Annotated in this window: 19 protein-coding genes and 1 tRNA gene; 6 read left to right on the top strand and 14 right to left on the bottom strand. The window is 70.5% G+C overall.

Annotated features, from left to right (window positions below; translation table 11 throughout):
• Together galK and galT are read right to left on the bottom strand one after the other, a co-directional pair.
• A partial coding sequence (galK, locus tag ACSW7Y_RS09090; RefSeq protein WP_438125979.1) for a galactokinase occupies positions 1 to 1,108 on the bottom strand: 1,108 nt, incomplete at its 3' end.
• A complete protein-coding gene (gene galT / locus ACSW7Y_RS09085; RefSeq protein ID WP_438125978.1) occupies positions 1,105 to 2,214 on the bottom strand; it encodes a galactose-1-phosphate uridylyltransferase in 1,110 nt (369 codons plus the stop codon). The genes galT and galK, both read right to left, overlap by 4 nt.
• 63 nt (positions 2,215 to 2,277) lie before the next feature.
• On the opposite strand from galT, the gene ACSW7Y_RS09080 reads away from it, so the two are divergent.
• A complete protein-coding gene (locus tag ACSW7Y_RS09080) occupies positions 2,278 to 3,093 on the top strand; it encodes a DeoR/GlpR family DNA-binding transcription regulator (protein WP_438125977.1) in 816 nt (271 codons plus the stop codon).
• A gap of 50 nt (positions 3,094 to 3,143) precedes the next feature.
• Positions 3,144 to 4,055, top strand: a complete 912-nt coding sequence (locus tag ACSW7Y_RS09075) for an aldose 1-epimerase family protein (RefSeq protein WP_438125976.1) — start codon at positions 3,144 to 3,146, stop codon at positions 4,053 to 4,055.
• A gap of 221 nt (positions 4,056 to 4,276) precedes the next feature.
• Here ACSW7Y_RS09075 and ACSW7Y_RS09070 read toward each other — a convergent pair whose 3' ends face one another.
• The 5 genes from ACSW7Y_RS09070 to ACSW7Y_RS09050 all read right to left on the bottom strand — a co-directional run bounded on the left by ACSW7Y_RS09070 (position 4,277) and on the right by ACSW7Y_RS09050 (position 7,160).
• On the bottom strand, positions 4,277 to 4,594 hold the full coding sequence (locus tag ACSW7Y_RS09070) for a hypothetical protein (RefSeq protein WP_438125975.1): 318 nt from the start codon (positions 4,592 to 4,594) through the stop codon (positions 4,277 to 4,279).
• A 177-nt stretch (positions 4,595 to 4,771) separates the two neighbouring features.
• On the bottom strand, positions 4,772 to 5,581 hold the full coding sequence (locus ACSW7Y_RS09065; RefSeq protein ID WP_438125974.1) for an SGNH/GDSL hydrolase family protein: 810 nt from the start codon (positions 5,579 to 5,581) through the stop codon (positions 4,772 to 4,774).
• Between the two features lie 70 nt (positions 5,582 to 5,651).
• Positions 5,652 to 6,755: an acyltransferase family protein gene (locus ACSW7Y_RS09060; RefSeq protein ID WP_438125973.1), complete on the bottom strand. Its 1,104-nt coding sequence runs from the start codon at positions 6,753 to 6,755 to the stop codon at positions 5,652 to 5,654.
• Between the two features lie 121 nt (positions 6,756 to 6,876).
• A tRNA-Lys gene (locus tag ACSW7Y_RS09055) sits at positions 6,877 to 6,949 on the bottom strand.
• 49 nt (positions 6,950 to 6,998) lie between these two features.
• Positions 6,999 to 7,160: a hypothetical protein gene (locus ACSW7Y_RS09050; protein WP_438125972.1), complete on the bottom strand. Its 162-nt coding sequence runs from the start codon at positions 7,158 to 7,160 to the stop codon at positions 6,999 to 7,001.
• A 125-nt stretch (positions 7,161 to 7,285) separates the two neighbouring features.
• On the opposite strand from ACSW7Y_RS09050, the gene ACSW7Y_RS09045 reads away from it, so the two are divergent.
• From ACSW7Y_RS09045 to ACSW7Y_RS09030, 4 genes are all read left to right on the top strand, one after another.
• The gene (locus tag ACSW7Y_RS09045; protein WP_438125971.1) at positions 7,286 to 7,915 is read left to right on the top strand and encodes a DNA-directed RNA polymerase subunit beta; all 630 of its coding nucleotides are present in this window, start codon (positions 7,286 to 7,288) and stop codon (positions 7,913 to 7,915) included.
• A 525-nt stretch (positions 7,916 to 8,440) separates the two neighbouring features.
• On the top strand, positions 8,441 to 9,040 hold the full coding sequence (sigK, locus tag ACSW7Y_RS09040) for an ECF RNA polymerase sigma factor SigK (RefSeq protein ID WP_438125970.1): 600 nt from the start codon (positions 8,441 to 8,443) through the stop codon (positions 9,038 to 9,040).
• Positions 9,037 to 9,927 (top strand): anti-sigma factor, encoded by an 891-nt coding sequence (locus tag ACSW7Y_RS09035; protein WP_438125969.1) that lies wholly within the window; start codon positions 9,037 to 9,039, stop codon positions 9,925 to 9,927. The genes sigK and ACSW7Y_RS09035 overlap by 4 nt, the downstream gene beginning before the upstream one ends.
• 45 nt (positions 9,928 to 9,972) lie before the next feature.
• Positions 9,973 to 10,182, top strand: coding sequence for a hypothetical protein (locus ACSW7Y_RS09030; protein ID WP_438125968.1), 210 nt, complete (start codon positions 9,973 to 9,975; stop codon positions 10,180 to 10,182).
• A gap of 138 nt (positions 10,183 to 10,320) precedes the next feature.
• On the opposite strand, the gene pstB is transcribed toward ACSW7Y_RS09030, so the two are convergent.
• The 7 genes from pstB to mshD all read right to left on the bottom strand — a co-directional run.
• Positions 10,321 to 11,100 (bottom strand): phosphate ABC transporter ATP-binding protein PstB, encoded by a 780-nt coding sequence (gene pstB / locus ACSW7Y_RS09025; RefSeq protein WP_438125967.1) that lies wholly within the window; start codon positions 11,098 to 11,100, stop codon positions 10,321 to 10,323.
• Between the two features lie 33 nt (positions 11,101 to 11,133).
• Entirely contained in the window at positions 11,134 to 12,219 is a 1,086-nt protein-coding gene (gene pstA / locus ACSW7Y_RS09020) for a phosphate ABC transporter permease PstA (protein ID WP_438125966.1), read from the bottom strand.
• A 13-nt stretch (positions 12,220 to 12,232) separates the two neighbouring features.
• Positions 12,233 to 13,180, bottom strand: coding sequence for a phosphate ABC transporter permease subunit PstC (pstC, locus tag ACSW7Y_RS09015; protein ID WP_438125965.1), 948 nt, complete (start codon positions 13,178 to 13,180; stop codon positions 12,233 to 12,235).
• A 124-nt stretch (positions 13,181 to 13,304) separates the two neighbouring features.
• Positions 13,305 to 14,417 (bottom strand): phosphate ABC transporter substrate-binding protein PstS, encoded by a 1,113-nt coding sequence (locus ACSW7Y_RS09010; protein WP_438125964.1) that lies wholly within the window; start codon positions 14,415 to 14,417, stop codon positions 13,305 to 13,307.
• A 345-nt stretch (positions 14,418 to 14,762) separates the two neighbouring features.
• The gene (locus ACSW7Y_RS09005; protein WP_438125963.1) at positions 14,763 to 15,710 is read right to left on the bottom strand and encodes an NUDIX hydrolase; all 948 of its coding nucleotides are present in this window, start codon (positions 15,708 to 15,710) and stop codon (positions 14,763 to 14,765) included.
• Entirely contained in the window at positions 15,707 to 17,872 is a 2,166-nt protein-coding gene (locus ACSW7Y_RS09000) for an RNA degradosome polyphosphate kinase (protein ID WP_438125962.1), read from the bottom strand. The genes ACSW7Y_RS09005 and ACSW7Y_RS09000 overlap by 4 nt, the downstream gene beginning before the upstream one ends.
• A gap of 89 nt (positions 17,873 to 17,961) precedes the next feature.
• A partial coding sequence (gene mshD / locus ACSW7Y_RS08995) for a mycothiol synthase (RefSeq protein ID WP_438125961.1) occupies positions 17,962 to 18,519 on the bottom strand: 558 nt, incomplete at its 5' end.

Here is an 18,519-nt window from a genome sequence, read left to right as displayed (position 1 = left end):
GCACGGTGAACACGTTGGGCTCGCGGTACCCGGCCGCGGCGAAGGCGGACGTGACCGCGTCCGCGATCGCGCCACGGGCCTCCCGGTCGACCAACGCGATCGCCGCACCGCCGAAGCCGCCACCGGTCATGCGCGCGCCCACGGCGCCGTGCTCCACCGCGGTCGCCACGGCGAGGTCGAGCTCGGGCACCGAGATCTCGAAGTCGTCGCGCATCGACTCGTGCGACGCCACCAGCAGCGCACCGATCGCCCGCGGGCCGTCCTCGCGCAGGGTCCGCACCGTGTCGAGGACCCGCTGGTCCTCGGTCACGACGTGCCGGACCCGGCGGAAGGTCTCGTCGTCCAGGAGCTCCTGGGCGCGGGGCAGGTCGTCCACGGACAGGTCGCGGAGGGCCTCCACGCCCATCACCGCCGCACCGTGCTCGCACGAGTCGCGACGGGCCTTGTAGCCACCGGTCGCGTGGGCGTGCTCGACGCGGGTGTCGACGACGAGGACCTCGAGCCCGTTCGCCTCGAGCGCCAGGTCGACGACCGCGGTGTCGAGCGTCCGGCAGTCGAGGAACACGACGGCGTCCTGCTCGCCGAGGAGTGAGGCGGACTGGTCCATGATCCCGGTCGGGGCGCCCACAGCGTGGTTCTCCGAGTACTGGCCGACCCGGGCGAGCGTCTTGCGGTCGAGTCCGAGCTCCCAGAGGTCGTTGAAGGCGAGGGCGACGCCGCACTCGATCGCGGCGCTCGACGACAGGCCCGCGCCGACCGGCACGTCCGACTCGATGAAGACGTCGAACCCGTGCTTGTCCGACAGGTCCGCGTCGGCCTGCTCGCGGAGCGCCCAGGCGATGCCGAACACGTAAGCCGACCAGCCGTCCATGCGGTCCGGCGACAGCTCGTCGAGGGGCAGTTCGACGACCGACGACGGGTCGAACGCCGATGCGACCCGCAGCACGCGGTCGTCCCGCTGTCCGATCGACGCGACGGTCCGGCGGTCGATCGCGAAGGGCAGCACGTACCCGTCGTTGTAGTCGGTGTGTTCGCCGATCAGGTTGACCCGGCCGGGGGCGGAGTACCGCACCGTGGGCTCGTACCCGTAGACCTGCTGGAACGTCATGCGCGTTCGATCCCTCCTCGGATGAACTCGGCCGCCTTCTCGGGCACGAGGTCCCCGATCCAGGCGCCCATGGCGGCCTCGCTGCCGGCCAGGAACTTGAGCTTGTCCGCCGCGCGCCGCGGGGACGTGATCTGCAGCATGAGCCGCACCGTGTCGCGACCGGTGTGCACCGGGGCCTGGTGCCACGCGGCGATGTACGGCGTGGGGTCGTCGTAGAGCCGGTCGATGCCGCGCGTGAGTCGCAGGTGCATGTGCGCCAGTTCGTCCTTCTCGGCGTCGGTGAGTCCGGCGAAGTCGGGGACGTGGCGGTGCGGCAGCATGTGGATCTCGATCGGCCATCGCGCGGCGAACGGCACGAAGGCGGTGAAGTGCTCCCCGGCGAGGACGACCCGGTCGGAGGCACGCTCGTTCGCGAGGTGCTGCTCGAACAGGTCGGGACCGAAGCGCTCGATCGACGCCAGGAGCCGCTGGGTGCGCGGGGTGACGTACGGGTAGGCGTAGATCTGCCCGTGCGGGTGGTGCAGGGTGACGCCGATGGCCTCGCCGCGGTTCTCGAACGGGAAGACCTGCTGGATGCCCGGCAGTTCGGAGAGCGCGGCGGTGCGGTCGGCCCAGGCCTCGACGACGGTGCGGGCACGCGACTCGGAGATCGACGCGAACGAGCCCTCGGTCGCGGGGGAGAAGCACACGACCTCGCACCGGCCGACGCTGCGGAACTGCCGGTTCAGCCCGACCTCGGTCAGGGCGTCGAGCGAGGGCGGGGCGTCCTCGGCACCGCCGGCTCCGGCGAGCATCGGCCCGAAGGACGGCGAACGGTTCTCGAACACGGCGACGTCGTACGTGCTCGGGATCTCCGACGGGTTCGCGGGGCTCTGCGGGGCAAGTGGGTCCTGGTCGGCCGGCGGCAGGAACACCCGGTTCTGCCGACTCGCCGCGATCGACACCCACTCGCCCGTGAGGACGTCCTGCCGCATCCGGGCGGTGTCCGGCCGGGGGTCGAGGACGCGCTGGTCGATGCTCCGCTCGGCGGGGAGCGTCGAGTCGGCGTCGTCGAAGTAGAAGAGGTCGCGGCCGTCCGCGAGCTTCGTCGCGCGCTTGGTGATCACCGGAGCAGCCTAGCGCGATCCGAAGTGTTGCGAAAGCAGACGGAAGCGGACGAAACTGGGGCTGTGACGGACGACGACCTCTTCCTCGACGGCGCGCTCCCGGCACCCCTCCGCCAGGACCGCATCGTCGCCATCGTCGAGGGGGCGCCGGGCCTCGTCCGGACGGCCGCCCTGGCAGCGGCGCTGGGCACCAGCGAGGTGACGGTCCGGCAGGACCTCGCGACCCTCGACCTGGAGGCCCGGATCCGGCGGGTGCACGGGGGTGCGGTCCGCCTCGGGGCCGGCTCGGGCGAGCGCCCCTTCGAGGAGACCGCCGTCGAGCACCAGGTCGCGAAGGCGGCCATCGGCCGCGCCGCGGCCGCACTCGTTCGGTCCGGGGAGTGCGTCGTGCTCGACGTCGGCACCACCCCCGCAGCCGTCGCGTCCGCCCTCGTCGCACGGACGGACCTCGCCGACGTGACCGTCGTGACGAACTCCCTGACCACGGCCCTCGCCCTCGAACCGGCCGTCCCGCGCTTCACCGTCATCGTGACCGGTGGCACGTTGCGACCACTGCAGCACTCGCTCGTCGCACCCTTCAACGGCACGGTGCTGCCGATGATCGCGGCCGACGTGGTCTTCCTCGGTGGCACCGGGGTCGACGTCGAACACGGCCTGACGAACGTCAACCTGCCGGAGACCGAGACGAAGCGGATGCTCGCCGCGACGGCACGGCGTACGGTCGTGGTCGCGGACGGGTCGAAGTTCGGCCGGGCCCACATCGGGGTGGTCCGCGCGCTCGAGGACGTCGACGTCGTCGTGACCGCCGAGGCCCCGGCGGACCTGGTCCACGCCGTGCGTGCGGCCGGGGTCGAGGTCGTCGTCGCCGACGAGCGCTGAAGCACCACAGTCCGCGTTCCCCCGCGTTCCCCAGGAAGGACCCGCACGCCATGACCGCAGCAGCCCCCACCGGAGGCCAGTACCACCTCCGCCACGCCGGACCGGACGGAGTCCTCGAGGCCGTCGTGACCGAGGTCGCCGCCGGCATCCGCGAGCTCCGGGTCGCCGGGTTCGACCTCACCGAGCCGTTCCCCGTCGACCAGGCACCGCCCGGCGCCGACGGCATCGTGCTCGTGCCGTGGCCGAACCGGGTCGCCGGCGGCCGCTGGGAGCTCGACGGGGCCGTGCAGCAGCTCGACGTCTCGGAGCCGAAGTACGGCAACGCCTCGCACGGACTGCTCCGTTTCGCGCCCTACCGGACCGTGACCCAGACGGAGTCGTCGATCGAGCAGGAGGCGACGATCCACCCCCAGCACGGCTGGCCCTTCACCCTCGAGACCCGCGTGCACCACGAGCTCGTCGACGACGGCATCCGCGTCACCCACACGATCACGAACCGGTCCGGCGTCCGGGCCCCCTTCGCCGTCGGCGCGCACCCGTACCTGCGGGCCGGTGACACCCCCGCCGAGGACCTCGTCGTCACCCTCGACGCCGCCACGGCCTTCTCGACGAACGAGCAGAAGGTCCCGGACGGGTCGTTCGACGTCACCGGCACCGACTCCGACCTCCGTGCGGGTCGTCGCGCGGGCGACTCGGACCTCGACACCGCCTACACGGACATCGCACCGGACGAGCGCGGTGTCCGACGCACGACGCTGCACGGGCCGGAGGGCGACGGGGTCGAGCTCTGGCAGGACGGGTCGTTCCCGTACGTGCAGGTGTTCACGTCCCGCACGTTCCCCCGGGGCGACGGCACCGGCCTGGCCGTGGCCGTCGAGCCGATGACCGCGCCGGCGAACGCGCTCAACTCGGGGGAGGGCCTGCGCTGGCTCGAGCCCGACGAGACCTGGACCGGCACCTAGGGCATCCGCCGCGTCTGGTCCTGACCCGCGCGGCGGCGCGCTCCCGACGCGTCACGGGGCCGCGCCTCGGCCCCGTGGACGGTTCCGCGGCTGCTGGGTCGCGGAACCGTCCGCGGACCCGAGTCTCGCGGAAGCGACGCAGCGGGATGGCCACCGCGCACGACGAAGGCCGCCCCGATCGGGGCGGCCTTCGTCGTGCGGGAGCGTGTCCGGTGGCGCGCTCAGCCGCGGCGCATGCGGAGCGCTTCGACCGCGAGGGCCTCGGTGCCGTAGCGACCGACCTCCTGTGCCCACGCCGGGTCGTCCCCGCGCAGTGCGATGTACTCGGACCGCTGCCGGCACACGTAGCCGAGCACGGTGGATGCGTTGGCGACCTCGACGAAGTCTTCGCGGATGTGGCGCGTCGACACCTTCGCGTTGCGGCGGAGCGTGTCGAGGAGGAGTTCGTCGCTCATGGTCGTGTTGGTCGCTGCGGCGAGCTCGACGATGCGGCGCGCGCCGGTGGTGCTGGTGTGCGTGGCTTCGATGGGCTCGATCACGGTGTACCCCGTTCGTTCTTCGATGGTGCGGTGGTGCAGGACCCGGTGATCGGATCCGGGAACGACACTATCGGCGGCCACCCAACAACCGGCTGAACGAGGACTGAACTGTGCCGTGGAACCGCCCTGAGGCGACTGTGGACGACTTGTACCCCGACGAGTGCTCCGCGGGGCTGCTCAGCGGCACTGCTCGACCGTCGGCGCCTTCGCGAGGTCGTCGAGGGCGCTGCTGACCTTCGCGGCCAGGTACCGGTACCCGGCGTCGTTGAGGTGCTGCTGGTCCGGTGCTGCGAAACCGCGGCTGTTGACGCTCGTGAACCACCGACCGGCGATCGCGTCGATGTACGGCACACCCACGGCGTGCGCGCCGGCGGACACCGCGGCGTTGATGCCCGTGGTGCTCTCCGCGCGCGGCTGCGGTGCCGACGGTCCGACCGCCACGACGACCGCGTTCGGCCACTGCGCCTCGGCCTGGCGGAGGGTGCGCTCGACGGCCTTCTGGAGGCTGTCGGGATCGGTGAGCCAGTCGTTCTGGCTGCCCTGCACGATGACGAGGTCCGGCGTCGTCGCCGCCTTCTGCTCGATCCGCGAGACGTAGAGGGTGCGTCCAGCCCGACCGCGGTTGGTGTTCACGTAGCCGGTGCCGGGGATGCCGTCGATCGTCGCGTTCCACTCCCGCTCGGCAGCGATGTCCTGTGCCCACCCGTGCACGTTGTCCGAGGACCCCCGGCCCGTCGTGTACGAGTCGCCGACGATGAGGACGTCGGAGCCGGGAGCGATCGCGTCCGCGATGTGCCCGGCGGACGGGCCGGACGCCGCGGGGACTGGGTGGCAGGCGTCGGACACCGCGGGGAGCATGACACCGAGGCCGGCGACACCGAGGCTCATCGCACCGAGCGCGATCGCGGGGATCGCCCGGCGACGTCTGGTGTCCGTGGTGGACCGACGTGAACCGCCGAGCCCACCGCCGTCGGTTCCTCGAGCCACGTGACGGATTGTAGGAGTCCAGGATCGGTGGACGCCGGACGCCGGACGCCCGCCCGCGGTGGGGTGCCCCTCAGACGCTCTGCAGGACGGGTGGGCGCTCGGAGAGGGACTTCGCGATCCGCTTCGCCAGGCGGTGCGCGGGGAGCTCGACCAGTCGGGAGAAGACGTAGGCGACCGCGACGCCGATCGGGATCGCGACGATCACCAGCCAGGACGGCAGGGCGTTCGGCAGCAGGTTCGCCACCGAGACCGTGATCGGCTCGTGCACGAGGTAGAGGCTGAACGAGAGCCGGCCGAGCTCGCGCGGGAGCCGGCCGAGCAGGAACCGCTCTGCCGGCAGCCACTTCCCGGCGAGGACGACGATCGTGCCCGCCGAGGCGAGGACGACCGCGGGCAGCACCGGGGACCACCACTCGGTGACCGGCAGCCACCACTTCACGACGATGCCGAGCAGGGCCGCCACGAGCAGTACCCAGCCGAGCGGGTTCGGGACCGCCGGCAGGCGCTCCCACCCCGCGGCGAGGGCCGAGCCGAGCAGGAACATCGGGAGGTACATCAGCCACTTCTGGTGCTCGTACTCACCGAGTGCCGACAGCAGGACGGCGAGGACGGCGGTCGCCCACCACCAGCGGCGGGTCACCGCGGCGATCGAGACGAACAACGGCAGCAGCAGGGAGAACAGGACCTCCCACGTGAGGGACCAGAGCGGACTGTTCACGAGCGTCGGTGCGAAGAGCGTGGCATCGCCCAGCAGGCCGTGCAGGCTGAACGGCTCGGCGTGCCGGTTGATCCAGAAGGCCTGGTGCGGCTGGTCCTGTCGGGGGACGAGGAAGAAGAACACGAGCGCGAGCGCGATGGAGGCGATCACCGGGACGTAGAGGCGGACGAGCCGGCTCGGGTAGTACGCGATCCAGTCCTGCGTGCGGCGCAGCGCCGGGAGGGTCAGGACGAACCCGCTGAGCACGAAGAAGACGAGCACCGCCTCGCTCCCGGCCCACACCAGGTGGGCGGGGGAGTAGACCATCCAGCTCGCCCAGTCCGGGACGTCGCGGTGGTAGTTGCCGTCCGAGAGGATCGGGATCGAGAGGAAGGCATGGTGGACGACGACGACGGCAGCAGCGACGCCGCGGAGTCCGTCCAGAGAGCCGATCCTGCCGGTTGGGCGATCGCGCATGCCGACGATCCTATGCGATCCCCGCACGAGTCAAGGAACCGTCATGTTGCCGCGGGGAATGTTGGCCCCGTGGGGCTCGAACCCACGACCCTCGGATGAAAAGGCGGCGTTCCTGAGGCGGTGGGCCCCGTGGGGCTCGAACCCACGACCCTCGGATTAAAAGTCCGGTGCTCTACCAACTGAGCTAGAGGCCCTCACCCGCAAGGCTAGCGGGTGAGGGCCTCCAGGCGGGAAACGAGCGCGTCAGCTCCGGCGTCCGGTGAGCGTCCGCAGCAGCCAGGCGATCAGGGCGATCACGAGCAGCACGACGCCGACCCACAGCAGGAACTTCAGGCTGGCGGCGAAGCCACCGACGAACAGCAGGATGACGGCGATCACGGCCAGGATGATGAGCAGGGCGTTCATGAGGTCCTCTCCTCCACGTCCGGGAGGGGTGCCTCCCTGCCGGAACACCGTACGCGTGCGCGGACCGTTGCGTTCTCGGCGAACGGGGGACGTGCGGCGTCGGTGGCCGCGCCTACACTGTCGCGGTGCCACGCGATCACCACCGTCCCGTCCACTTCACCGATGCCGAGTTCGCCGCGATCCAGGGCGGGGAAGACCCGGCCGTGGTGAACCGTGTCGCGCACGAGACCGCGAACGCCCTGCTGCACCGCGTGCGGCAGGACCCGGACCCGGCGGTCGTCGAGCGCCTCGTGACCTACACGGACGTGCACGGCATCGACGCGATCGCGGAGCTCTGGGCGCGGGTGGGGGCGCACACGCTTCCGGGGGCGCTCTGGCGGATCTACCTCGTCCGGACGGTCATCCGGCAGGCGCCGGAGGAGATCGCGTACCTCTTCGCGCGCGGCACGGAGCGCATCGGCACGATCGACCAGGCCGTCGCTGGTGCCGAGCAGCCGACGGGGCCGGCGGAGATCCTGACCCTCGCGGACCGCATCCTGCACGGCCTGTACACGGGCGACCTCGCGGTGGCGCTGGACCGCGGCGCAGCGTTCTGCCGGCTCACGGCGGCCGGGGCGACGGCCGTGGCGGACGAGTCCGACCTCACCGCGGCCGAGCGTGCGAGCGAACTGACGACGCGGGCGCTCCGGCTGACCGAGCTCGCGGCCGACCTGACGGAGGCGGCGGCGCTCTGGCGCCGCGACAGCCTCGACTGAGCCGACCACCCTCCCGGCGGCAGCCGGACGGGCGGGGCGATCCGTGCCTCCAGGCCGGACCGCAGCCGCAGCCGCAGGACCGAGGTGACCCGCGCCTCCAGACCGACGACCACCAGCGCGAACGCCAGCGGGCAGCGTGAAGCCGAGCCGCAGAAGCGCCTCTCGGCGCGAGGCCGCTCGAAGCGGCGATATTTGGAGCCCGGGGCTTGCTGCGGCCCGGCGACGTCCACTCTACGAAACGTCCCCTGGGCACGTCGAATCCGTTCTCGCACGGAGGACACCCGACCCGCCGGGCGCGCCCGCGGAGACGTTCGAGCCCTCCTCCAATCCGACCGGACGAGGGCACCGAATCATCACCGTGGCGAGGCCCTGACCTCACCACGGCGAAGGGTCCCGCGCGACCCGGTCCGACGCCAGTCGGTCAATTCCCTGCGGATCACGCGGGCCCTTCGCTCACACACCCGAACAGCTGCGTGAGTCCTGGACCCTGCAGTGCCCCACGCACAGAGAGGGGGGAAACCTGCGATGCTTGCACTCGTGGAACGCGACACGAAGCGCTGGGGCTCTGCGGAGCCGGCGCCGCCGTCGCCCGATGAACTCCTCACCAGGGTTGCGAACGGCGACCAGGCGGCTTTCTCCGACCTGTACGACGAACTGTCCGGGCGGGTGCTCGGCCTCGTGACCCGGTTGCTGAAGGACCGTGCGCAGTCCGAAGAGGTCGCACAAGAGGTCTTCCTCGAGGTCTGGCAACAGGCCGCCCGGTTCGACCAGGTCCGTGGCTCCGCGGCGAGCTGGGTGCTCACCATGGCCCACCGCAGGGCGGTCGACCGGATCCGGGCTTCGCAGGCCTCGCACGACCGCGACACCCGCATCGGCATCCGCGACTTCGAGGCCGGCTTCGACCAGGTGTCGGAATCGGTGGAGATCCGCATCGAGCACGAGCGGGTCAGCCGGGGGTTGGCGAAGCTCACCGAGTTCCAGCGCCAGGCGGTGCAACTCGCGTACTACGGCGGCTTCTCGCACAGCGAGATGGCCGAGCAACTCGGTGTCCCCATCGGCACCGTCAAGACCCGTCTGCGTGACGGGATGATCCGACTCCGAGACGAGATGGGGGTGACCTCATGACCGAACGACACGACGACCCGTTCACGCTGACCGGCTCGTACGCCCTCGATGCGCTGTCCGACGACGAGCGCGCCCAGGTGGAGGATGCCCTCGCGTCCTCTCCCGAGCTCCGGTCCGAGACCGACTCGCTGCGCGAGACCGCGCTGCAGCTCGCGTACTCCACCGACCCGATCGAGCCGCCGGCGTCGCTCAAGGCGTCGCTGATGGCGCAGATCCAGAACACGCCGCAGGCGGCACCGATCGCGCCGGCGGCGTCTGCTCCGGCGGCGTCCGCTCCGGTTGCTTCCGCACCGACGTCGTCGGACGCCGGCCTGGAGGCACGACCTGCCTCCGCCCCGTCACCCGCCTCCTCCGTGGAGCCGGGTCCGGCGGAGTCCGCGGCTCGCCGCCGCTGGTTCCAGCGTCCGGCGGCTGCCCTGTCCGCCGCTGCTGCCGTCGCGGTGGTGTTCCTCGGCGTCGGACTCGGCGTCGGCGGGGTGCTGAGCCCTGGCGGCGACACACCGCGACCGGGGACCTCGCAGAGCTCGAGCGTCCTCGACGGGATCTACGCGGCGTCCGACTTCCAGCGGAGCTCCACGCCCGTGCAGGGCGGCGGGACGGCCACGGTCGTCTGGTCGCAGGACCTCGGCAAGTCCGCGGTCATCCTCGACGGCGTCGAGGCCGCGCCGAAGGGCAAGACCTACGAACTCTGGTACATCGACTCGAAGCAGCAGGGTGGCACGATCACGTCGGCCGGTCTGATGGACCAGTACGCCGACGGAGTGCACTCCGCGGTCCTGACGGGCAAGGTCCGGGACGGCGTGACGGTGGGCATCACGGTCGAGCCGGCCGGCGGGTCGAAGCAGCCGACGACGACCCCGATCGCCGCGGTCCCGCTCGACGCCTAGCCCGGAGCGCTCTCTCCACGAAACGCGCGCGTTTCGACGAAGCACGTGTCGATCGACACGTGCTTCGTCGCTCGTTGCACCCGTATCGACATCCGCATCGTGGGTGCGACGAAGCACTCGTCGAACGACGGGTGTTTCGTCGATGCCTGCACGCGCATGGAGTCGAGCCGGAAGGAGCCGGCCACCCGCTTGGCCGACGTCGACCCGCCGAACGCGACCCGTGCCTCCCGGCCGTCGTTCGTCACCACGGCGTGACGGCATGACGGCATGACGGCATGACAACGAGGCGAGGACCCGGCAACCGCGCGACCGCAGCAGCACCCGGGGACGGCGACGGCCCCGCCGGACCGGGGTTCGACGGGGCCGAGCGTGCACGACGCGAACGTCAGGGGATCACCCGAAGCGGCCGGAGACGTAGTCCTCGGTGGCCTGCACGGACGGGTTCGAGAAGATCGTCGCGGTGTCGTCGTACTCGATGAGCTTGCCCGGGTGGCCGGTACCGGCGATGTTGAAGAACGCCGTCTTGTCCGACACCCGCGAGGCCTGCTGCATGTTGTGGGTCACGATGACGATCGTGTACTCCTTCTTCAGCTCCTCGATGAGGTCCTCGATGGCGAGGGTCGAGATCGGGTCGAGCGCCGAGCACGGCTCGTCCATGAGGAGCACGTCGGGCTGCACCGCGATCGCCCGCGCGATGCACAGACGCTGCTGCTGCCCGCCGGACAGACCCATGCCGGGCTTGTCGAGGCGGTCCTTGACCTCGTTCCAGAGGTTCGCGCCCTGCAGGGAGCGCTCGACGACGTCGTCGGCCTCGGACTTGGAGATGCGCTTGTTGTTGAGCTTCACGCCCGCGAGCACGTTGTCCTTGATCGACATCGTGGGGAACGGGTTCGGCCGCTGGAACACCATGCCGACCTGACGACGGACGAGCACCGGGTCGACGCCCGCGCCGTAGAGGTCGTCGCCGTCGACCTTGACCGAGCCCTCGACCCAGGCGCCGGGGATGACCTCGTGCATGCGGTTCAGCGTGCGGAGGAACGTGGACTTGCCGCAGCCGGACGGACCGATGAACGCGGTGACGGTGCGGGGCTCGATGGTGATGTCGACACCCTCGACCGCCTTGAACTTCGAGTAGTAGACGTTGAGGCCGTCGACCTCGATGCGCTTGGACACGTGGATTCCTTCGGGGTGGTGGTCGTTGCCGCGCTAGCGGGGGAGCTTGGGGGCGAAGAGGCGGGTGACGAAGCGCGCGAGGAGGTTGAGCGCCATCACGATGAGGATGAGGAGCAGTGCCGCGGTCCACGCCCGGTCTACGAACGGTACGGGGTTGGCGCCCTGCTGCGAGTACTGCGTGTACGCGAACACCGGCAGGGTCATCATCGGGTCCCGGAACAGGTCGTAGTTCATCGACGCGGTGAACCCGGCGGTGACGAGCAGCGGCGCGGTCTCACCGATGACGCGGGCGATCGAGAGCATGACGCCTGTCGTGATGCCGGCGAGCGACGTCGGGAGCACGACCTTCACGATCGTGAGCCACTTCGGCACACCGAGCGCGTACGAGGCCTCGCGGAGCTCCATCGGCACGATCTTCAGGACCTCTTCCGTCGAGCGCACGACGATCGGGATCATCAGCACGCTCAGGGCGATCGAGCCGACGAGGCCGAAGCGGGCGCCCGGGCCGAGGAAGAGCGCGAACAGGGAGTAGGCGAAGAGGCCGGCGACGATCGACGGGATGCCCGTCATGACGTCCACGAAGAACGTGATGCCCTTCGCGAGCGCGCCCTTGCCGTACTCGACGAGGTAGATCGAGGTGAGCAGGCCGATCGGCACCGAGATGAGTGCCGCGAACAGCGTGATCTCGAGCGTGCCGACGAGGGCGTGGACCGCGCCGCCGCCCTCGGAGATGACGCCGCGCATCGAGTACGAGAAGAACTCCGCGTCGAAGCGGGCGAGACCGTCGGCGAGGACGGTCCAGAGCAGCGACACGAGCGGCAGGACGGCGATCACGAACGCGGTGACGACCAGGGAGGTCACCAGACGGTCGACCGCCTTGCGGCCACCCTCGACGATGCGGGACACGACGACGATGAGGACGTCGAACAGGACCGTGCCGAGGAACAGCGCCGCGACGACGTTGAAGTCCTTGACCGCGCCGCCGGCGTTGAGCAGGGCGAACACGGCGATGAGCGCGACCCAGGAGCCGATGAGGAGCAGCCACGGCACCGACCTGTGCAGCTTGCCGTTGGCGTAGACGTTGCCGGCCATGCCGGTCTGACGGAGGGCGAGGGACATCGGGTCGTACCTCTCAGCTCACTCGCTTGCGGACGATGTACCGCGCGAGCATGTTGATGACCAGGGTGATGACGAAGAGGACCAGGCCGGAGGCGACGAGGGCGTTCAGCGCGGTGCCGGAGGCCTCGGCGAACTGCAGCGCGATGTTCGCGGCGATGGTCGAGGGGTTGAGCGAGGTGAGCACCTGGAAGGTGACGTTCGTCGACACCGAGAGGACGAGCGCCACCGCCATCGTCTCACCGAGGGCCCGTCCGAGCCCCAGCATGATCGCGGAGACGATGCCGGACTTCGCGAACGGGAGGACCGACAGGCGGATCATCTCCCAGCGGGTGGCGCCGAGGGCCAGCGCCGCCTCTTCGTTGAGGGTCGGCGCCTGCAGGAAGATCTCACGCATCACGGCGGTCATGATCGGGATCGCCATGACGGCGAGGACGATCGACGCGGTGAGGATCGTGCGGCCGGTGCCCGTGACCTGGCCGGAGAACAGCGGGAACCAGCCGAGGTAGGTGTTGAGGAACGCGTAGAAGGGCTTCACGAACGGCGCCAGGACGACGATGCCCCAGAGGCCGTACACGACCGACGGCACGGCGGCCAGCAGGTCGATGACGTACCCGAGCACCGGCGCGAGGCGACGCGGTGCGTAGTGCGAGATGAAGAGCGCGATGCCGAGCGCGAGCGGGACCGAGATCACGAGCGCGATGAGCGCGGACCAGACCGTGCCGAAGACGAGCGGACCGACGTAGTCCCAGAAGTTCGCCGAGCCGTTCGGGAGGGTCCCGGCCTTCGCGACGAGCGCCGGGATGCTCTGCCAGACGAGGAACGCCGCGACGAGCACGAGCACGAGCAGGATGAGGCCGCCGGAGATGACCGAGGCGGCGGAGAAGACCCGGTCGCCGATGCGGACGACGGCCTTGGGCTTCGGGATGACGGTGGCCCCTTCGCGGGCCGGTGCGGTCGTCATGCGACTCCTGTCGGAGGTTCACCCGGGGTGGGGGAACGGGGGAGGTGGGAGGTGGTGCCGTGACGGGCGAGTGCCCGGACGCCGGTCGTTGTGGGTGGGACCGGCGTCCGGGCGCTCAGGGGTGTTACTTGATGGAGGCGACGGCCTTCGCGGCCTTCTCCGAGAGGTCGCTCGAGAGGGCGGCCGACTTGGCCTCCTTCGCGGCGGCGTCCTGCGCGTCCTTCGAGACGACGTAGTCGAGGTAGCCCTTCACGAGCTCACCCTTGGCCGAGTCCTTGTACTCCTGGCACGCGATGGCGTAGGAGACGAGGACGAGCGGCCACGCGTTGTCCGCGGTGTCGGTGCGGTTGATGTCGATCGCGAGGTCGTTGTCCGCGCGGCCCGAGACCGTCTTGGAGTCGGCGACGACGGTGGCGGCACCCTCGGCCGAGATCGTGGTGGCCTTGTCGCCGACCATGAGCTTCGCCTTGTCGAGCGAGCCCGCGCCGGAGTCGTCGATGTAGGTGATGGCGTTCGAGGCGCTGGCCATGGAGGACGCGACGCCCGAGGTCTTCGCGGCGGCGTCACCGACCTGGTACGGGAAGGTCTGGCTCGGCTCCTTGCCCCAGACGTCCTTCGCGTTGGCGTCGAGGTACTCGGAGAAGTTCTCGGTGGTGCCCGAGTCGTCCGAGCGGTGCACGACGGTGATGTTCGCGTCGGGGAGTGAGGCGTCCTTGTTCAGGTCCTTGATCTCCGAGGCGTTCCACTTCGTGATCTTGCCCGAGAAGATGCCCGCGATGGTCTTCGCGTCGAGGGTGAGGTCCTTCACGCCGTCGACCTTGTAGGCGATCGCGATCGGGGAGATGTAGACCGGGATGTCGATGGCCTTCGAGTCCGCGGCGCACGCGGCGAACGAGCCCGAGAGCTCCTCGTCCGAGAGGGCGGCGTCGGAGCCGGCGAAGTCCGCGGCACCCGAGATGAAGTTCTTGCGGCCGGCGCCCGAACCGTCGGGCGAGTAGTTGACCGTGACGCCGGAAGCGACGTTCTGGAACCCGGCGGTCCAGGTGGCCTGTGCGGTCTGCTGCGCGGACGAGCCCGAGCCGGTCAGCGTGCCGGAGAGCTTCGAGTAGTCCGTGCCCGAGCTCGACGTGGCGGAGGCGCCAGCGCCCGCGCCGCCTTCGTTCGAGGCGCAGGAGGACAGCGCGACGGCGCCGACGATCGCGATCGCCGCGACCGTGCCGATTCGCTTGATGTTCACAGGGGTCCCTTCGGGAATGTCAGTGCAGGTGGGACCGCTGCTGGTCCCGCGGGCCGGTGCTGACCCGGGAGCGACTGTAGGGACGCGAGGTGACCCGGGAGGTGCCCGCGGGTGAACGGCAGGTGAACGAGGCCTTGCCCCGCTCGAGGCGCGCGGACACGCACCCCGGGTGGGGTGCAGGATCGGGTCACTGCGCCCGGGCGCGGCGCATGCGTTCGCATGGTCGCCGGGACGGTGTCGGAGCGGTGTGCGGAGGCCGTCCTGGAGGCGCGGATCACCACGGGCGTGCCGGCCACGGTGGTCGTGTGGACGGTCCGGACGAGGCCGGGCGAGCCCGGTCGGCCGCTACGAGGCGATCGTGTTGCGGTGCGTCTCGACGGCCACGAGCTTGCCGTCGGCGATGTGCATCACGGCGAAGTCGCCGACGGACAGCATCGCGGCACGGCGGAGGTCGAAGTGTCGGCTGCCGTCCGCGGTCGCGCCGGCGATGCGGGCGATGATGTCGGGGAGCACCGGCCCGTGCGAGCAGAGGACCGTCGACTTCGCCTTGTCGATGCGCCGCAGCACGACGCCCTTGACGTTGGCCGCGCCGCGGTCGTGGGCGTCCTGGCTGATGTCCGGCGTCGACTGCACCCCGACCTTCGTCCGTGCGGAGAGCGGCTCGACGGTCGCGAGGCACCGCGCCGCCGTGCTCGAGACGATCTTCTTCGGGCCGAAGGCAGCGACCGGTGCCGCGGCTGCCCTGGCCTGCGAGCGTCCGACGGGCAGGAGCGGCCGGGTCGCGTCGGGGCCGTCCCAGTCGGAGCCGGGGACCGTCTTCGCGTGCCGGAGGGCGATGAGGGCGAAGGTCTTGTGCTCCCCGGCGGCCGCGCGGTCGGCGAAGCGGTCGAGGATCTCGACGTCGCGGTCGTAGGTCAGCCGGCCGCGGGCGTCGTCGATCGACACCCACTCGACCGAGGCGACCTCGTCGTTGGGGCGGAACGTCCCCGCGCGCTCGAACTCCTTGTTCGAGACCCGGGCGGACCAGTAGTGCACGACCTTGTCCCGACCGTTCGGCAGGACGTACTCGGCGGTGCCCAGCGGTGCGCCGAGGTGCACCCGGTACCCGGTCTCCTCGTCGATCTCACGGACGGCGGTCGTCGGGACGCTCTCGCCCGGGTCCACCTTGCCCTTCGGGAAGGAGACGTCGTTGTGGTGGCCGCGGTGGATCAGCAGCACCAGCGGCTGGCCGTCCTGCTCGCGCCAGACGACGGCTCCTGCCGCGACGACGGGACCGGTGGGACCGCCGCTCACCGAGTCGAGCGCTTCCGGGCCGAGATCTTGCGCATGAGGACATTTTGCACGTCCTGCAGCGGGCGCCCGTCAGCGTCGGTCGAGTGGCGCGTCCACTCGCCGTCGGACTCGAGGTGCCAGGAGCTCGTCTCGTCCGCCATCGCGAGGTCGAACATGTCCTGCACCTCGGTCACGTGGGCCGCGTCGGACAGCCGCACGAGGGCCTCGACGCGACGGTCGAGGTTCCGGTGCATCATGTCCGCCGAGCCGATGAACACCACCGGGTCGCCGTCGTTGTGGAACGCGAACGCCCGTGAGTGCTCGAGGTACCGGCCGACGACGCTCCGCACGCGGATGGTCTCGCTGACGCCCTCCATGCCCGGCTTGAGCGAGCAGATCCCGCGCACCCACACGTCGACCGGTACGCCGGCCTGGCTCGCGAGGTAGAGCGCGTCGATGATCTGCTCGTCCACCATCGAGTTCACCTTGATGCGGATGCCCGACGGCTTGCCGGCCCTGGCGTTGTCGGCCTCGGTCTGGATGCGCTTGATGAGCCCCTTCCGGAGGTGCAGCGGCGCGACGAGGAGGCGCTTGAACTTCTTCTCGATCGCGTAGCCGGACAGCTCGTTGAAGAGGCGCGTGAGGTCCTTGCCCACCGTGTCGTCCGACGTGAACAGGCCCATGTCCTCGTAGATCCGCGAGGTCTTCGGGTTGTAGTTGCCGGTGCCGATGTGGCTGTAGTGCTTGAGCGTCCCGCCCTCTTGTCGGATGACGAGGACGAGCTTCGAGTGCGTCTTCAGACCGACCAGGCCGTACACGACGTGCACGCCGGCCTTCTCGAGCTTGCGGGCCCAGGTGATGTTGTTCTGCTCGTCGAAGCGCGCCTTGATCTCGACGAGCGCGAGGACCTGCTTGCCCGCCGCCGCCGCGTCGATGAGGGCCTCGACGATGGGGCTGTCACCCGAGGTGCGGTAGAGCGTCTGCTTGATGGCGAGGACGTTCGGGTCGGCCGCGGCCTGCTCGAGGAACGCCTGGACGCTCGTCGCGAAGGACTCGTACGGGTGGTGCACGAGGACGTCCTTGGCCTTGATGGCGCCGAAGAGGTCGGGCTTGGTGTTCGGCTCGCCCGGCTGGAACTGCACGGGCGTCGTCGGGACGTGCTTCGGGTAGTGGAGGTCCGGACGCGCGATCTTCGCGATCTCGAAGAGGCCGCCGAGGTCGAGCGGCGACGGCAGGCGGTAGACCTCCTGCTCCGTGATGTCGAGTTCGCGGACGAGCAGGTCGAGCGTCACCGGGTCCATGTCCTCGGTGATCTCGAGCCGGATCGGCGGACCGAAACGGCGACGGAGGAGCTCGCGCTCGAGGGCCTGGATGAGGTTCTCGGCCTCGTCCTCCTCGATCTCGACGTCCTCGTTGCGGGTGACCCGGAACACGTGGTGCTCGAGCACCTCCATCCCCGGGAAGAGGTCGTCGAGGTGGTTCGCGATGAGGTCCTCGAGCGGGATGTACCGCTGGCGGCCGGAGCCGTCGTCGGGCAGCGCGATGAACCGGGAGAAGTTCTGCGGCACCTTGAGGCGCGCGAACTCCTGCCGCTGCGACTTCGGGTTCCGCACCCGCACCGCGAGGTTGAGCGACAGCCCGGAGATGTACGGGAACGGGTGCGCCGGGTCGACCGCGAGCGGCATGAGCACCGGGAAGATCTGCTCGTTGAAGTACTCCCGCATGCGCAGCCGGTCGGCCTCGTCGAGGTCGGACCAGTGCTCGATGTGCAGCCCCGCGGCGTCGAGGTCCGGCTTGAGGGAGTTGATGAACGCGTGCGCGTGGCGGTCCTGCAGCTCGTGGGCCTTGCGCGCGATGTCGCGGAGGACCTCGCTCGGGGCGCGGCCGACGTTGGTTGGGACGGCGATCCCGGTGTCGATGCGGCGCTTCAGACCGGCCACCCGGACCATGAAGAACTCGTCGAGGTTGGACGCGAAGATGGCGAGGAAGTTCGCCCGCTCCAGCAGCGGCTGCGTGCGGTCCTCACCGAGCTCGAGCACGCGCTGGTTGAACCGGAGCCAGCTGAGCTCGCGGTCGAAGTAGCGGTCCGAGGGCAGCGACTCGTGCTCCACCTCGACGACCTCGTCGAAGTCGTCGAGGTCCGGTGCGACGGAGTCGCCGTCGAGCTGCGGTTCGGTGTCCATGCCCACATCCTGCCACCCGCGGCCTCCGCGACGCGGGCCGCGCGTAACGGCTGTGGAAACGCCGCGTGAACGGACCCGGTGTGCAGGGGTCAGGGCGCGGCGTACTGGACGTCGATCGCGTGCTGCGTGAACCCAGACCGGTGGTAGAGCGCGAGCGCGGGCTCGTTGTCGCCCTCGACGTAGAGGGCCGCCGCGTCGAGACCCCGGCCGACGAGACGACCCCAGCCGGCGCGCATGAGCACCCCGCCGAGCCCCCGACCCTGCAGGTCGGGACGGACGGCGACGGCGTAGAACTCGCCGATGCCGTCCTCGACCTTGAGCCAGCACGAGGCGGCCAGCTCGCCGGAGGCGTCACGGAGCAGCAGCAGGTCGTCGCCGGAGAACCACGGGTCGGCCTCGCGTGCACGGAGGTCCTCGAGCGTCATCCGGCCCTGCTCGGGGTGGTGCGCGAACGCGGCGGCGTTGAGGGCCAGCCAGGCTCGCTCGTCGTCGGGGTCGCCCGTCCGGAACGCCGCGAGCGACCAGCCGTCCGGCACCGCGGGGTCCGGTGCCGCGGTCAGGACCGGGGCGCGGAGCTGGAGCAGGGTCCGCACGGCGGTCCAGCCGAACCGCGCAGCGAGCGCCCGCGCAGCGGCGTGGTCTCCGTG

The organism is Curtobacterium flaccumfaciens (assembly GCF_051548005.1).
In the GTDB taxonomy this organism is placed as follows: Bacteria; Actinomycetota; Actinomycetes; order Actinomycetales; family Microbacteriaceae; genus Curtobacterium.
The sequence above is the reverse complement of the archived record's forward strand: the minus strand, read 5'-3'. Positions and strand labels throughout refer to the sequence as shown.